This window comes from Actinoplanes ianthinogenes, assembly GCF_018324205.1.
Lineage (GTDB): Bacteria > Actinomycetota > Actinomycetes > Mycobacteriales > Micromonosporaceae > Actinoplanes > Actinoplanes ianthinogenes.
On record NZ_AP023356.1, the window covers coordinates 8967519 to 8982301 of the forward strand.

The 14783-nt window shown below is 71.1% G+C and carries 17 protein-coding genes; 6 read left to right on the top strand and 11 right to left on the bottom strand.

Annotated elements, in window-relative coordinates; all coding sequences use genetic code 11:
- Positions 1-74 precede the first annotated feature (74 nt).
- Entirely contained in the window at positions 75-773 is a 699-nt protein-coding gene (locus Aiant_RS40540; protein WP_189329952.1) for a carbonic anhydrase family protein, read from the top strand.
- Here Aiant_RS40540 and Aiant_RS40545 read toward each other — a convergent pair.
- The 5 genes from Aiant_RS40545 to Aiant_RS40565 all read right to left on the bottom strand — a co-directional run bounded on the left by Aiant_RS40545 (position 754) and on the right by Aiant_RS40565 (position 4569).
- Positions 754-1260, bottom strand: coding sequence for a flavin reductase family protein (locus tag Aiant_RS40545; RefSeq protein WP_212846729.1), 507 nt, complete (start codon positions 1258-1260; stop codon positions 754-756). The two genes, Aiant_RS40540 and Aiant_RS40545, sit on opposite strands and share 20 nt — an antisense overlap.
- A 2-nt stretch (positions 1261-1262) precedes the next feature.
- Positions 1263-1529 carry a hypothetical protein gene (locus Aiant_RS40550; protein WP_212846730.1) on the bottom strand — a complete coding sequence of 89 codons (267 nt, stop codon included), beginning with the start codon at positions 1527-1529 and terminating at the stop codon, positions 1263-1265.
- A 102-nt stretch (positions 1530-1631) separates the two neighbouring features.
- Entirely contained in the window at positions 1632-2411 is a 780-nt protein-coding gene (sfnG, locus tag Aiant_RS40555) for a dimethylsulfone monooxygenase SfnG (RefSeq protein WP_212846731.1), read from the bottom strand.
- 2 nt (positions 2412-2413) lie between these two features.
- Positions 2414-3553, bottom strand: a complete 1140-nt coding sequence (locus Aiant_RS40560) for an LLM class flavin-dependent oxidoreductase (protein ID WP_189329953.1) — start codon at positions 3551-3553, stop codon at positions 2414-2416.
- A gap of 104 nt (positions 3554-3657) precedes the next feature.
- Complete coding sequence (locus tag Aiant_RS40565) at positions 3658-4569, bottom strand: LysR family transcriptional regulator (protein ID WP_189329954.1); 912 nt, start codon at positions 4567-4569, stop codon at positions 3658-3660.
- A gap of 243 nt (positions 4570-4812) precedes the next feature.
- On the opposite strand from Aiant_RS40565, the gene Aiant_RS40570 reads away from it, so the two are divergent.
- On the top strand, positions 4813-5361 hold the full coding sequence (locus tag Aiant_RS40570; protein WP_189329955.1) for a hypothetical protein: 549 nt from the start codon (positions 4813-4815) through the stop codon (positions 5359-5361).
- Between the two features lie 66 nt (positions 5362-5427).
- Here the strand turns inward: Aiant_RS40570 and Aiant_RS40575 are convergent, their stop codons facing one another.
- The 4 genes from Aiant_RS40575 to Aiant_RS40590 all read right to left on the bottom strand — a co-directional run bounded on the left by Aiant_RS40575 (position 5428) and on the right by Aiant_RS40590 (position 9828).
- On the bottom strand, positions 5428-6036 hold the full coding sequence (locus tag Aiant_RS40575) for a response regulator transcription factor (protein ID WP_189329956.1): 609 nt from the start codon (positions 6034-6036) through the stop codon (positions 5428-5430).
- Between the two features lie 83 nt (positions 6037-6119).
- Entirely contained in the window at positions 6120-7550 is a 1431-nt protein-coding gene (locus Aiant_RS40580; RefSeq protein WP_189329957.1) for a hypothetical protein, read from the bottom strand.
- Positions 7551-7633: 83 nt separating this feature from the next.
- Entirely contained in the window at positions 7634-8713 is a 1080-nt protein-coding gene (locus tag Aiant_RS40585; protein WP_189329958.1) for a tetratricopeptide repeat protein, read from the bottom strand.
- Positions 8714-8763: 50 nt separating this feature from the next.
- Entirely contained in the window at positions 8764-9828 is a 1065-nt protein-coding gene (locus Aiant_RS40590; RefSeq protein WP_229829956.1) for a LacI family DNA-binding transcriptional regulator, read from the bottom strand.
- 210 nt (positions 9829-10038) lie between these two features.
- Here Aiant_RS40590 and Aiant_RS40595 point away from each other — a divergent pair, with 210 nt between their 5' ends.
- Genes Aiant_RS40595 through Aiant_RS40610 form a run of 4 tightly spaced genes read left to right on the top strand, consistent with a single transcriptional unit; the run spans position 10039 to position 13938 of the window.
- A complete protein-coding gene (locus Aiant_RS40595; RefSeq protein ID WP_229829957.1) occupies positions 10039-11115 on the top strand; it encodes a sugar ABC transporter substrate-binding protein in 1077 nt (358 codons plus the stop codon).
- Positions 11116-11154: 39 nt separating this feature from the next.
- A complete protein-coding gene (locus tag Aiant_RS40600; protein ID WP_189329959.1) occupies positions 11155-12216 on the top strand; it encodes an ABC transporter permease in 1062 nt (353 codons plus the stop codon).
- A gap of 5 nt (positions 12217-12221) precedes the next feature.
- Positions 12222-12992: an ATP-binding cassette domain-containing protein gene (locus tag Aiant_RS40605; protein ID WP_212847326.1), complete on the top strand. Its 771-nt coding sequence runs from the start codon at positions 12222-12224 to the stop codon at positions 12990-12992.
- 7 nt (positions 12993-12999) lie between these two features.
- Positions 13000-13938, top strand: a complete 939-nt coding sequence (locus Aiant_RS40610) for a PfkB family carbohydrate kinase (protein ID WP_189329961.1) — start codon at positions 13000-13002, stop codon at positions 13936-13938.
- A 21-nt stretch (positions 13939-13959) separates the two neighbouring features.
- Here Aiant_RS40610 and Aiant_RS40615 read toward each other — a convergent pair whose 3' ends face one another.
- Together Aiant_RS40615 and Aiant_RS40620 are read right to left on the bottom strand one after the other, a co-directional pair.
- Positions 13960-14145 carry a hypothetical protein gene (locus tag Aiant_RS40615; protein WP_189329962.1) on the bottom strand — a complete coding sequence of 62 codons (186 nt, stop codon included), beginning with the start codon at positions 14143-14145 and terminating at the stop codon, positions 13960-13962.
- A gap of 55 nt (positions 14146-14200) precedes the next feature.
- Complete coding sequence (locus Aiant_RS40620; RefSeq protein ID WP_189329963.1) at positions 14201-14701, bottom strand: P-loop nucleotide/nucleoside kinase family protein; 501 nt, start codon at positions 14699-14701, stop codon at positions 14201-14203.
- Positions 14702-14783: the final 82 nt, after the last annotated feature.

Genomic DNA, 14783 nt, shown 5'->3' on the forward strand with positions numbered 1-14783 from the left:
AACCCCACCACGCACCGCACCGGAGCGGCCTCCTCCCGACCGGGTGATGTGGGCCCCGCCGCACGGAGCGCACAGTGTCAGGTGAAAACCAGACGCAGGGCACGAGTCAGTCCCCGATCGACATCCGGACCGATCGGGTGGGCGCCTACCGCGGCTCGCCGTTGGTGCTCGACTACCGGCCGTCCGGACTCGTCGTCGAGAACACCGGGCATGTGGTGGAGGTGCCGATCCCGGACGGTGTCGTGAGCACGATGCGGCTCGGCGGCGATCAATACCACCTGACGCAGTACCACTTCCATGCGCCGTCGGAGCACGCCGTCGACGGGCGGCGGGCCGATGTGGAGGCGCACTTCGTCCACCAGAACGCCCAGGGCGCCACCGCCGTCGTCGGCGTCTTCTATCGCCGCGGCCCGGACTCCAACGCGGTGCTCGACAGGATTCTCCGCTCGGCGCCGGAAACCGCCGGCGAGGAGGCCGACGCCGGTGAAGCCAGCCCGGCGGCGCTGTTCCGGTGCATCGCAGGCGTCAGCACGAACTCCGGCGGCCCGACGCGAGTCGACTCGTTCTACACGTACAGCGGGTCGCTCACCACGCCCGGCTGTACCGAGGGCGTGCGCTGGACGGTGCTCGCTGACGGGGGCCACGTCGCACCCGACGCGGTGACCCACCTGCACGACGTGATCGCCCGATTCCCCGGTTATCGCGGCTACCCGGACAACAACCGCCCCCGGCAACCTCTCAACGGCCGGCTCGTCAGCCTGCGGCGCGGCTGAGACATGCGGGCACGCCGAGGTCCGCGTACGCGCCGCGCCAGTACAGCAGCGGCGTGGCGTCGCTGTCGGTCACCTCGACCTCGCCGACGCGGCCGACCACGATCTCGTGATCGCCACCGGGCAGCCGGTGCTCGACCGTGCACTCCAGGGAGGCGAGCACGTCGTGCAGGTGGGGGCTGCCGCTCGTGCCCGGCCGGTGACCGACGCCGTCCCACGCACTGGCGGATCCGCGCCGGGCGAAGGCGGCCGACAGGTGACGCTGCGGGGCCGCCAGCACGTTGACCACGAAGGCGCCGTGCCCGCGGATGGCCTCCAGAGTCTGGCTCGCCCGGTCGAAACAGACCAGGACCAGCGGCGGGTCCAGCGACAGTGAGCTGACCGCGCTGGCGGTCGTGCCGACCGGCTCACCGGCGGCGTTCACCGAGGTGACCACGGTGACGCCGGTGGCGAAGTGGCCCATGGCACGGCGGAATTCGGAAGCTGACACGGCTACACCTGCCCGTCGTCAGGGAGTGCGGGCAGGGCGGACGGGTCGAGGCCGGCGGCGACCTCCAGCTCGCGGACGATCGGGAGCACGTCGCGGCCGAACCGCTCGATCTCCTCGTGGTAGTGCAGGAAGCCGGCCAGGATCAGGTCCACGCCGAGCTTGCGGTACTCCACGATGCGGGTGGCGACCTGCTCCGGCGTACCGATCAATTGGGTCCGGAATCCGTCGTTGTACTGCACCAGGTCCTCGAACGAGGAGTCGGCCCACATGCCCTTCTTGTCACCGGTCGACTGGCCGGCCTGCTTGACCGCCGAGCCGAAGCCCTCGACGGCCTCGACGTGCGCGTTGGCGATGATCTCGCGTAGCTGGTCCTAGGCCTCCTTCTCGGTGTCGCGAACGATCACGAAGCCGTTGAGGCCGAACCGGGGCCCGTCGGTACGCCCTGCCGCGGCGGCGTGCTTCTCCAGGTCGGTGAGCTGTTCCCGTACGCCGTCGAAGTCCTTGCCGTTGGAGAAGTACCAGTCCGAGAGCCGTCCGCCGTTGCGGCGCGCGGCGCTGGAGTTGCCGCCCTGGAAGATCTCCGGGTGCGGGCGCCCCGGCCACGACAGCGGCTTGGGCTTGAGGCTGAAGTCACGGATCCGGTAGAAGTCGCCGGCCAGGTTCGCCTCGTCCTCGGTCCAGATGCGCTTGAGCGCGGTGATGAACTCGGCGCTGCGACGGTACCGCTCGTCGTGCTCCAGCCACGGCTCGCCCAGCTGCCGGAACTCGTCGGCGAACCAGCCGGAGACGACGTTGACCGCCACCCGGCCGTGGGACAGGTGATCGGCGGTGGCGACCCACTTGGCCAGCACCGCCGGGTGCCACAGCCCGGGGTGCACGGCGGCGATCAGCTTGAGCCGCTCGGTACCCAGCAGCAGGGCCAGGCTGAAGCTGGTCGACTCGTGCTGGAACTCGGCGCCGTAGCTGGCGGTGTAGCGGACCTGGCTGAGCGCGTACTCGAATCCGGCCTGTTCGGCGAGCCGTGCGAGCTTCAGGTTGTAGTCGTAGGACCAGTCGGTGCGCTGCTCGATCGTGCTGGTGACGAGCCCGCCGCTGACGTTGGGCACCCAGTACGCGAACCGCAGCGGCTCGGTCGTCGGATCGGTGGGCATGCTCAAACCTCCGTGAATCGGTGATCGGACCGCGGCGCGGCCAGCAATCCCCGGCCTCGCAGCACCGGGATCACCCCCTCGCCGACGCGGTAGGCCTCTTCCAGGTGCGGGTAGCCGGACAGGATGAACTCGTCGATGCCGAGGTCGTGGTACTCGGCGATCCGGTCGGCGACCTCCTCGTGGCTGCCGACCAGCGCGGTCCCGGCGCCGCCGCGGACCAGCCCGACGCCGGCCCACAGGTTGGGCGAGACCACCAGCGCGTCGGTGCGTCCGCCGTGCAGCGCGGTCATCCGGCGCTGGCCCTCGGACCCGGACGCCCGCTGGATCGCCTGGGCGCGCTCGATCGCGGCCTCGTCGAGCCCGGCGAGCAGCCGGTCAGCCTGCGCCCACGCCTCGTCGGCGGTCTCCCGGGCGATGACGTGCAGACGGATGCCGAACCGCAGATCCCGGCCGGCCTCCTTGGCCCGCCGGCGGACCAGGTCGATCTTCTCGGCGACCGCGGCGGGCGGTTCACCCCAGGTCAGATAGACATCGGCGTACGCGGCGGCGACGTCGACCGCCGCGGGGGAGGAGCCGCCCAGGTAGATGTCCGGCCGGACCGCCGACGGGATGATCCGGGCATCCCGGATGTCGTAGTGCTCACCGCTGAAGTCGACGCTCTCGCCGCTCCACAGCTCGCGGAACACGTGCAGGAACTCGCCGGCCCGGGTGTAGCGCTCGACCTTGCTCAGGTGGTCGCCGAACCGGCGCTGTTCGGCGTCGTCGCCACCGGTCACGATGTTGAGCAGCAGCCGGCCGCCGGAGATCCGCTGGTAGGTCGCCGCCATGTGGGCCGCGAGGGTGGGCGACATCAGGCCCGGGCGGGCCGCGACCAGGAACGTGAACCGCTCGGTGACCTGGGTCAGCCCGGCGGTCATCACCCAGGCGTCCTCGCACCAGGAACTGGTCGGGGTCAGTGCGCCGGCGAAACCGAGCAGTTCGGCGGAGCGGGCGATCTGGCCGATGTACGAGATGCCGGGCGCACGCTCGGTGCCGCCGTCACCGGTCACCCGGCTGCCCTCGACGCCGACCGCGTTGCCGAGGCTGAGGTCGGTGCGGGAGTCGCCGTTGGTGGGCAGGAACCAGTGCAGAACGATTCCCATGAGGAACGCCCTTCGGAAGGAAATTGATGATCGGACATCAGGATGTGCCGCCGGCGGCGCGGACGTCCAATACCGATTGCCTTACCGGCGATCACCAAAACCTATCACGCAGGTAGGCCTTGTATGCTACGTCGGCCGTGCCGTAAGTGGTGGATCATGTCCTGGACCACGGCCGGGACCCGCGACTGCCGGCGCCGGACCGCAACCATGGTCACCGACGTACGGTCGCCGGTGAGCGGGCGGGCGACGAGGAGCCCGGCGCGTTCCAGCGGGTCGCCGGTCACGCTGTAATCCGGCAGCAGGGTGATGCCGATGCCTTGCGCGACCATTATCTTGCCCATCTCCGCGCCGTCCGCGGCGTACCATTCCAGCGGCAGGTCGTCGCCGAAGAGCCGGTGCGCGAAGCGGTGCATCAGATACCCGGCGCGCATCGCCACGAAGTGCTCGCCGCGGAGATCGTCGGCGCTGACCTCGCCGCGGTCGGCGAGCGGGTGCCCGGCCGGGATGACCGCCACCGGGCGACCGGTCGTCAGCGTGGTGTGATCGAGCTCCGGTGGGACGTCGTCGCCGTCGAGCAGGTTGACCAGTCCGACCTCCAGCGTGCCCTCGGTGACGCGGCGGTAGATGTCGTCCTGCTGGAGGTTGCACACCTCGACGAGCGAGCTGGGATGCTGCGTCTGGAACGCGCGCAGCGCCGGGAGCAGCAGGGTGGCCGTGCCGGCGTTGACCGTCCCGACGCGCAGCAGCCGGCGCGAGGCGAGCTGGTCGCCGGCGGCGGCGCGCAGCCGGGCGACCGCGTCGAGCACCTCACCCATGGGTTGCAGCAGGTCACGGCCGGCGTGACTGATCTGGGCGCCGGAGCGCCGCCGGTCGAGCAGCGTGACGCCGAGTTCGCGTTCCAGCTTGACGATGGCCTCGCTGAGCGCGGGCTGCGAGATGTGCAGGTGCTCGCTCGCGCGGCGCAGCGAGCCGTGCTTGCTGACGGCGACGAGGTATTCGAGCTGTTCCAGACGCATGGGGACTCCGGGCGGCGGTCGGCGGATGATCGGCAGCGCCTCTCACCGGTGCGGCCTTAACCTATACCGCCTACTTGCTTGATAGGGATCCTGGCTCGGTGTCTCCGGGCCTCACCGTGACAAATGTCAGCGGGAACTGCTGACTGTGCTCACCGTCAGTTGATGACAGCGCTCACTGGGTTGATCTCCCGCCGGGGACGAGGCTTGCCGATGACAGCGCAACCGTTCTCGGCAGGAGGAACCATGACACATCGGCAACGGCTCTCGATGCTCGCCGTCCTGGTGATCACGGCCCTGGGATTCACCTTCACGAGTGCGGGGGTGGCCGGCGCCGCTCCGCGCGCCCGGGCCGCCGCACCGCCCGTGACCGCCCTCGCCACACCGATCACCGGCACGTCCGCCGACGGCGGATCCTTCGCGGGCACCTTCACACCCACCACGTTCGCGACGCGGGACGGAAACGTGGTGGCCACCGGCGTGCTGGCCGGCACGGTCCGCGACGCGTCCGGCGACACGGTCGGCACCGTCTCACGGACGGTCAGCTTGCCGGTGTCCATCGCCGCGGCGACCTGTCAGGTGCTCAATCTCGTGCTCGGGCCGCTGCACCTCGATCTGCTCGGCCTGGTGATCGATCTGAACCAGGTGCATCTGCTGATCACCGCGGTCCAGGCGCCCGGCAACCTGCTCGGCAACCTGCTGTGCGCGATCACCCACCTGCTCGACGGCACCCCGACCGCGGGTGGCCTGGCCGCACTGCTCAACGCCATCCTGGCGCTGCTCGGCCAGGGCTGACCCTCGAGCATGCACCGCAACGGCCGCCGCAGCCGCACCCCGCCAGGTGCGGCTGCGGCCCGTCGCTCACGACAGCCACCCACAGCTCTCGGCGAGGCGGACCGCCTCCAGGCGGTTGCGGGCGCCGGTCTTGCGCAGGATCGCGGAGATGTAGTTGCGCACGGTGCCGGGACTCAGGTGCAGCTCGGCGGCGACCTCGGTGGACGGCACCCCGGACGCGGCCGCGCTGAGCACGCTGACCTCGCGCGCCGACAGGGGACTGCGCGGCGCCGTCACCATCGCCACGGCGAGGGTCGCGTCGACGACGCGTTCCCCCCGCACGAGCCGGCGGATGCCGCGGATCAGCTCACCGGGGGCGGCCTGGGTGCTGACGACGCCGTCGACCCGCCGGTCGAGGGCCCGGTTCAGCAGGACCGGCTCGTCCGGGCCGGCCAGCGCCAGGGTGGCGCAGCCCGGATGCCCGGCGGTGAAACGGGCGAACGTCGTCAGGCCCGCACCGGCGAGGAGCGCGATGTTGATGACGGCGACATCGGGTGACACGGCGCGGGCCATGTCCAGTGCGGCATCGAGCGTGTCCAGGTCGGCGACCACGTCGAGGTCGTCCTCCTGGGTCAGGGTCGCGGCGAGGGCGCCGCGGAGCATGGTCAGCGGTTCGACGAGCAGAATGCGGATCACGATGGCCTCCCAGCCAGGGCGAAAGCTTCGGGATGGCCGGCCTGGAGCCGGTCGGTTTCCGGGATCCCTGAAGGGAGGTCGGGTCAGCGGGGCGGACCCGGGTGGCAGACGGTGCGCCCGTGGGGGAGGAGGTGAGTGGAGGAGCATCCGCCGGAGGTCGTGACCTCGGGCCGCCACGGCGACGAGACGATGCCCGTGGTGGACGCGGCGCCGCTGCCGGAGTCGCGTGCTCCTTGCCCGCTCGTCGTCGGCTGGTCGGCGGGTTGTCGCGACGGGGCTGCGGGCGGCGCTGAGCGCGGTCCGGAGTGGCGCGCGGGTTGCTCGGTCACCCTGGACGAGGTTCCGAACACCGACGCTCGGAACTGATAGACCATCTGCGGGGCGGTGGCCCGGGCGAGCGGCGGGTGGGCGACTGCGGGCGGCTGGTGGGCGACCGCGACGCCGGAGACCTCTGAAGGCAGGGTGGGCGCGGGCGGCGGTGCCTGCGGCAGGCTGGGCTGCGGCATGTCCGGGAGAGCGGGGGATATGCCCGGCTCGGGAAGCGGGGGAAGCATGCCTGGGTGCGGCAGGGGCTGCCGGGCGACGGTCGTCTCCACGAGCGCGAGCGCGTCCCGGCTCGTCTCAGACACGAGCTGCTGGACCTGCTTCGTCGTGGCGCGCAGGTGGCGGTCGGCCTCGGAAGCGACCCGAAGGATCTGGTCCGTGCTGGTTCGCACTTGGCGGTCCGCCACGGACGTGAGCTGGTAGGTCTGCTGCGTTGTGGCGCGCACCCGGCGGTCGGTCTCGGCGGCGAGCTGGTGAACCTGCGTGGCCGCAACCCGCACCTGGCGGTTCGTCTCGGCGGTGAGCTGGTGAGCGGTCTTCGCCGTGACTCGCACTTGGAGGTCGGTCTCGGATGCGAGCTGGTGGACCTGCCGCGTTGTGGCGCGCACCCGGCGGTCCGTCTTGGCGGTGAGCTGGTGAGCGTTTCCCGCAGTGGCGCGCACCCGGCGGTCGGTCGCGGCGAGTTGGGGGGCCTGCTGCGTTGTGGCGCGCGCCCGGCGGTCGGCCTTGGAGGTCAGCTGGTGCGCCTGCTTTGTCGTGGTGCGTGCCTGGCGGACTGTCTCGCTCAGCCGGAGGCGCGGCGTCTGATTCTTGCGCAGTGTCCGGGGCTCGGCAGCGTGGGCCTTCGGTGTGCGGGGCGCGCTGACGTGGGCTTTCGGCGTGCGGGGTGCGGCGGTGGGAGCCTTCGGCCTGCGGATCGGGGGCACCTTGCCGGTCAGCTGGCGGCTCTTCGTTGCATGGGTCTTTGTGGCGGCCGCGGTGGACTTCGCATGGGAGACGGCCTTGGCGGCGGCTGCCTTGGCCGGGGCCGAGTCGATCGGGACTGCCGTGACGGCGTGATCCAGCGGTCCATCGTCCGATCCGGGGTCGGCGTGCGCCGCCCGGTCGAAGACCATCAGCATCAGGTAGGCCGCGACGGCCAAGCCGAGCAGGACCAGCAGCCGGACCGCGCGCCGGGTGAGCCCGGGCACGCGGTCCGCTCCGCGCACAGGTACGGCCCGCATTCCGATGGGCATACCCAGTCTCGGGACGCTGACACATGTCGATGAATTACCTACGGCAGCGCGTCCGGGTCGAAGTCTCCCCACTTCGCCTTCGCGGCGGCCATCACCCGGGCGTAGAGGGCATCGGCCCGCTCATCGTCGCCGGTCGCACGGTAAGCCTTGATCAGCTCCACGCCCAGGCCCAGCCAGACCTCGTCCGGGTCGCCGAGCGCGGCCATCGCGCGTACGAAAATCGGAATTGCCTCTTTGTCGCGACCGTCCGCACGATACGCACGCGCCAGCTGGTTCAGGATCGCCGGGCCCTGGCCGTCGCTGTCCGGGTGGGAGCGCAGGTGCCGGGCCAGTGTCCCGGTGAGCAGGTCTACGGCCTGCCCGGGGCGACCCAGATTGGTGTATGCGTTCGCGAGGTTCACCTCGGCGGTCACGGTCTGCTCGGCGTCGGGGCCGAGCTCGTGGGCGAACCCGGCGCAGACCCATTCCAGCACGTCCACCGTTCGCGCCCAGTCCTCGGCGTCCTCGTGGACGCTGCTCAGGGCCGCGGCCACGCTCAACGCGTACTCGTTCTGCTCGCCGATATTCGTGCGGAACGTGGCGATGACCGACGCGGCGAGCTCGTTCGCCTCCGCGGCGCCGGTGTGCGCCTGGAGCTCCAGGGTCGTCCAGATCATGATCTGACCCACCGGCCAGATCGACTCCCGGGCCAGCCCGCGACCCGAGACCAGCGTGAACGCCTCGAAGAGGGACGAGGCGTGCCGCATCAGCTCGAACAGCGAGGCCACGCTCGCGCTGCCCCGGCGCTGCGCCTCGAGGATCAGCTGGAGCGCCTCGACCACGTGCGCGATGCGCCGGTCGATCACGCCCGCGCTGACATCCTTGTTCTTCGCGGCCGTCGCGGCCGCCGGATCGACCGCCCACAGTGTCGGGATGTTCTCCCTCACCAGCCCTTTCCGGGCCAGGGCCTGGAAGTCCTCGCGGCCCCGGGCCGGGTCCAGCCAGGCCACGATGTCGGGACTGAACCCGTCCCGGTCCAGCAACGCCAGCATCGCCAGCAGGTCATCGGGGGTGTCCTGAGGGACGACCTCCGCGGGTTCGGACCGCTGGTTGCCGCTGAAGAAACGCTTGAGACCCATGGGCAGATCTTGTCAGGCACGCACCAGCCGCCCGGGGCCTCAGCGCCGGCTCAGAGGGCGGTCGTGGCGCGCGGTGACGGTGGGCTCGGCGGCAGCTCGCCGGAGCCGCGGCGTACGAACGTGGTGGGGATCCAGAACTCCTCGGGGGCGCCGGTGTCGCCGTCGATGCGGCGGAACAGCGCCTGCGCCGCGATCCGGCCCATCATCGCCGGGTCCTGGGCCACCACGGTGACGGCCGGTTCCAGCAGGTCGGCCATCGGGAAGTCGTCGAAGCCGATCAGCGCGATCTCCCGGTGCAGCTGTAGCCGGCGCAACGCGCGAACGGCCCCGATCGTCACCAGGTTCTGGCTGGTGAACAGGGCGGTGGGCGGCTGCGGGCGGCGCAGCAGGGACATCACCATGCTCTCGGCGGCCGTGTCGGTGTGCAGGTCGTGCACGATCAGCCGCGGATCGGCCGGGATGCCGGCCTCGCCCAGGGCGGCGAGGTAGCCCTCGTGGCGCAGCCGGGCTGTGGGAATCCGCGTGTAGTCGCCCAGGTAGGCGATGGCGCGGTGGCCGTGCGCGACGAGGTGGCGTACGGCTTCGGACGCGCCGGTGACGTTGGTGGCGAGCACCGAGTCGGCGGGCACGCCGTGGCCGGGACGGTCCACAAAGACCATCGGCACGTCGGTCTGCAACTCGCTGTGCAGGGTGCCCTGGTCGGTGCTGACCGGCGCGATGATGAGCCCGTCCACCCGTCGCATCGTGAAGGTCCGGATCAGCTCCCGCTCGCGGTGCGGGTCCTCGTCGAGGCTGGCGGTGAGCACCTGGACGCCGCGCGCCCGCGCCTCGTCCTCGACCGCGCGATGCAGGGCCGCGGAGAACGGGTTGCCCACGTCCTCCAGGAGCAGCGCGATGGTCTCGGTCCGGCGATCGCTGCGCCGCAACGTGCTGGCCCCGATGTCGGGGCGGTAGCGCAGGCGGTCGATCGCGTCCTGCACCTTGCCGGCCAGCACGGGAGACACGGTGGTCTCGCCGTTGACCACCCTGGACACGGTCTTGATGCTGACGCCGGCCGCACTGGCCACGTCGCGCATCGTCGGCCGGCCGGCGCTGACTCTTGGCTCTTCGGACACCGCTACAGGCTCCCACACCGCCTCCACCGAGACAACGTTGTCTCAATCGGTACCCCGTTTCGGCGAACGCGGCACGCTTAGCTCACGCAATCGACGGAAATGTCCGCGAAACCTGCTGTTGACAGCCCCGTCCATCGACGCGTTTACTGCCGGACAACGTTGTCTCGGACACAGCGAGCAACGCTCCCGTCGACGAATTCAGGAGGCACGGTGCTCCCCTCGTTCTCTTTCGGCCGCGTCCCGGCCCGCCCCGCTCTCGCGATCGGCGCCGCCATGACCCTGGCCCTCTCGCTCGCCGCGTGCGGCGGCTCGAACAGCTCGGACGGCGGCTCGGGTGGCAAGACCACGGTCGGGCTGATCACCAAGACCGACACCAACCCGTTCTTCGTCAAGATGAAGGAGGGCGCCCAGGCCGCGGCCGCGGACCAGGGCCTGGAGTTGCAGACCTTCGCCGGCAAGCAGGACGGCGACAACGAGGCCCAGGTGCAGGCGATCGAGAACCTGATCTCCGCCGGCGCCAAGGGCTTCCTCATCACGCCGAACGACTCGAAGGCGATCGTGCCCTCGATCGACAAGGCGCGGCAGGCGGGCATGCTGGTCATCGCCCTGGACACGCCGACCGACCCGGCCACCGCCGTCGACGCCACCTTCGCCACCGACAACTACCATGCCGGGCTGCTGATCGGCCAGTGGGCGAAGGCGAAGTTCGCCAAGGACGGCAAGACCGCCAAGATCGCCATGCTGGACCTCAACCCCAACCAGGTCTCCGTCGACGTCCAGCGTGACCAGGGCTTCCTGGAGGGCTTCGGGGTGGACGTCAAGGACAAGACGAAGATCGGGGACGAGGCGGACCCGCGCATCGCCGGGCACGACGTGACCAACGGGGCGGAGGACGGCGGCCGCACCGCGATGGAGAACCTGCTCCAGAAGGATCCGTCGATCAACCTGGTCTACACGATCAACGAGCCCGCGGCGGCCGGCGCGTACCTGGCGCTCAAGGCCGCGGGCAAGGAGAAGGACGTCACCATCGTGTCGGTCGACGGTGGCTGCCCCGGCGTGGACAACGTGACGAAGGGCGTCATCGGCGCGACGTCGATGCAGTTCCCGCTGAAGATGGCGCAGATGGGCGTGGACGCCATCGCCGCTTACGCGAAGGACGGCACCAAGCCGCAGGCCACCGCCGGCAAGGACTTCGTCGACACCGGCGTGCAGCTGATCACCGACGCCCCGCAGACCGGCGTCGACGCCAAGGACTCCGCCTGGGGCAAGCAGAACTGCTGGGGCTGACCCGGCCACACCTGCCTACATCGATCCTGAGGAATGCCGATGAGTAATCACCCGTCCTCCGGCGCCGCGCTCGCGGCGGAACCGCCGCCGGCCGATCGGACACCCGACTTCGAGATACGGCGCCACGACTCGCTCGGCCTGCGCGTGCAGCACGCACTGCACGCGAACCCGGTCCTCGGCCCGCTGGCCGTGCTGATCGTCGCGGTGATCGGGTTCTCGATCGTGAACCCCCGGTTCTTCTCCGCGCCGAACCTCTCCCTCGTCCTGGCCCAGGTCACCGTGATCGCGGCGCTCGCCCTCGGCCAGACCCTGATCATCCTGACCGCCGGCATCGACCTGTCGGCCGGAGCCATCGCGGTCTTCTCCTCGATCCTGATGGCCAACTTCTGCGTCAAAGCCGGCATGCCGGGCCTGCTCGCCCTGCTCACCGGGCTGGCCTGCGGCACCGCCATGGGCGCGATCAACGGACTGCTGGTGACCCGGCTCAAGCTGCCACCGTTCATCGTCACCCTCGGCACGCTGACGATCTTCTTCTCCCTCAACGCGGTGGTCAGCGGCAGTGCGACCGTGCGCGGCGCGGACATGCCCGACCTGATGACCTGGACCGGCACCACGTTCCCCATCGGCGCGTTCCGGCTCACCTACGGCAGCGTCATCATGCTGCTGCTGTTCGCCGTCTTCTTCTACGCGCTCGGTTCCACCGCGTGGGGCAAGCACGTCTACGCCACCGGTGACGACACCGAGGCGGCCCGGCTGGCCGGCATCCGGACCGGGCGGGTGCTGTTCTCCGTCTACACCGTCGCCGGCCTGCTCTACGCCGTGGCCGGCTGGATCCTCATCGGCCGGCTCGCCTCGGCGAGTCCGAACGTGGGCACCGACTACAACCTCGACTCGATCACCGCGGTCGTGCTCGGCGGCGCCAGCCTGTTCGGCGGTCGCGGCAGCGTGATCGGCACGCTGATCGGCGCGCTGATCGTCGGAGTCTTCCGCAACGGCCTGCAACTGGCCGGCGTCGAGGTGGTCTGGCAAGGTTTCGCGATCGGCCTGCTGGTCCTGATCGCCGTCTCCCTCGACCAGTGGATCAGGAAGGTGAAGGCATGACCACCGTGGGCACGCCGGTCCTGCGGGCCAGAGGCCTGACCAAACGGTACGGCAGGGTCGTGGCGATCGACGGCGCCGACCTGGAGCTCTACCCGGGTGAGATCCTCGCCGTGATCGGTGACAACGGCGCCGGGAAGTCGAGCCTGATCAAGGCGCTGTCCGGCGCGCTCGTGCCGGACAGCGGGGAGATCTTCCTGGACGGCGAGCAAGTCCATTTCCGTACGCCGATGGACGCGCGCGCGGCCGGCATCGAGACCGTCTACCAGACCCTGGCCGTCGCGCCCGGCCTGGACATCGCCGACAACCTGTTCCTCGGTCGCGAGGTGCGCCGCAAGGGTCCGCTCGGCACGGTGTTCCGCATGCTCGACAAGCCCCGCATGCGTACCGAGGCCCGGCGGCACATGAGCGAACTGGGCGTGGCCACCCTCCAGAACATCGGCCAGGCCGTCGAGTCGCTCTCCGGCGGCCAGCGCCAGGCCGTCGCCGTGGCCCGGTCGGCCGCGTTCGGCAGCAAGGTGGTCATCCTCGACGAGCCGACCGCCGCGCTCGGCGTCAAGGAGGGCAACCGGGTGCTCCAACTGATCCGCGACGTCCGCGACCGGGGCCTGCCGGTCATCCTGATCAGCCACAACATGCCGCACGTCTTCGAGGTGGCCGATCGGATCCACATCCAGCGCCTCGGCCGCCGCGCCGCGGTGATCACCCCGAAGTCACACACCATGTCCGAGGCAGTCGCGATCATGACCGGTGCGGCGCCGGCGCCCGAGGCGGGCTGAGGCCGCCGTGGCTCATGCCGTCGTGATGGGTGAGGCGCTGGTGGATCTGCTGGAGACGGGGACCGGTGACGAGCGGACCTACCGGCCGGTGCTCGGCGGGGCGCCGTTCAACGTCGCCGTGGGCGTGGCCCGCCTCGGCGGCCATGCCGAGTTCGTCGGGTCGCTCGGCGACGACGTCTGGGCCGACCGGGCGGAGCGGTTCCTCGCCGCCGCCGGGGTCGGCGTGGGCGGCGTGCGCCGCTCGGGAACGGCGACGACGCTGGCCATGACCACGTTCACCGGCGCCGAACCGCAGTTCCGGTTCTACGGCGAGCCGCCGTCGTACGCGCTGCTGGAGCAGGCCGACCTCGACACGGATCTGGTGGCCGGCGCGGCCGTGCTCTACACCGGCTCGATCAGCCTGCTGCGCGAGCCGTTCCGCGGGACGGCCGTGCGGGCCTGGACCACGCCGGGCCCGCTGAAGGTCTTCGACCCCAACGTGCGTCCGAGCCTGCTGCCGGACACCGCCGCCGTGGACCGGCTGCGGCGCCTGGCCGAGGAGTTCGCCGCCACCGCCGACCTGGTGAAACTCAGCTCCGCCGACGTGGCCGTGCTGTACGGCGGGGCGACCGTCGCGCAGGCCGCGGCCCGGTTGCGGACGATCGGCGCCCGCGCCGTGGTGGTCACGCAGGGGCCCCACGGCGCCTGGCTCGACGGCCCGGCCGGGGTGGCGCAGATACCCGCGCCGGTCGTCGCCGCGATCGACGCCACCGGCGCGGGCGACTCGGTCATGGCCGCCCTGATCCACCGGTGGCTGACCGCCGGGCCGCCCGGGGGACCCGCCCGCTGGAAGGCCGACCTGGCATTCGCACTCGCCGTCGCCGCGCTGGTCTGCGAACGCCCCGGCGGCGCGGTGGCGATGCCGACGCTCGACGAACTGCGGTCCCGCTGGGGCGAGTTGCCGTGACGCCGGCCGTGCGCGGAGGGCCTACTCGGCCGGGGCGACGGCCGCCAGGGTGTCGACCCGCGCCTCCACCAGATCGCCGCAGGTCGGGCAATTGCCCGAGGCGAACAGCCGCTTCACCCCGCGACCCAGGTCCTTCGGGTAGACGTCCATGATGGCCACCTTGTCGGTGCGGCACGGCATGCAGGCCATGTAACCGGAGATCCTCATGCCGCTGATGGAAACCCGGTCGATGGTCCGCGCCACGGACATCCTGTCCGACCGCTCAGCCGAGCGCGGCGCGGACCGCCGCGGCAACGTCGGCGACGTCCACCGCGTGGTCGGTGCCGACCTGTACGAGCGGGCCGACGCCCAGCGGCGCGACCTCCCGGCCCCACAACTCGTCCGCCGTCCGGGCCCGGTCCAGATGCCGCCCGTCCCGGACCCGGCTGCGGTACCGGCGCCGGGCGACGTCGACCGGCAGGACGCAGCGGACCTCGACGAACGGACCGGGCAGGGCGAGCACGAGCGGCACCGCGTACGGAAACCAGGTGCTGTCGATGACAGCGGCCGGACAGCCGCGCGCGGTCCGCAGCACCGCATGCACCGCTGCCGTGCCCAGCGCCCGGGACTCCTGGACGCTCGCCGGCGTGCCGAGAGCGTCCATCAGGGCTTCCTTCACCTCGTCCTTGGACAGGTAAGCGAAGCCCAGCTCCGGTGCCAGGGCCCGGGCCAGCGTCGTCTTCCCGGACCCCGGCCATCCGCCGACCAGTACGTATCCCCGCATGCTTCGTCCAGTACCCCGATCAGCCGACGGCCCCGCGGGGATCATGGGCGGGGAACGAACGTTGACTGAACGGTCGATGAAC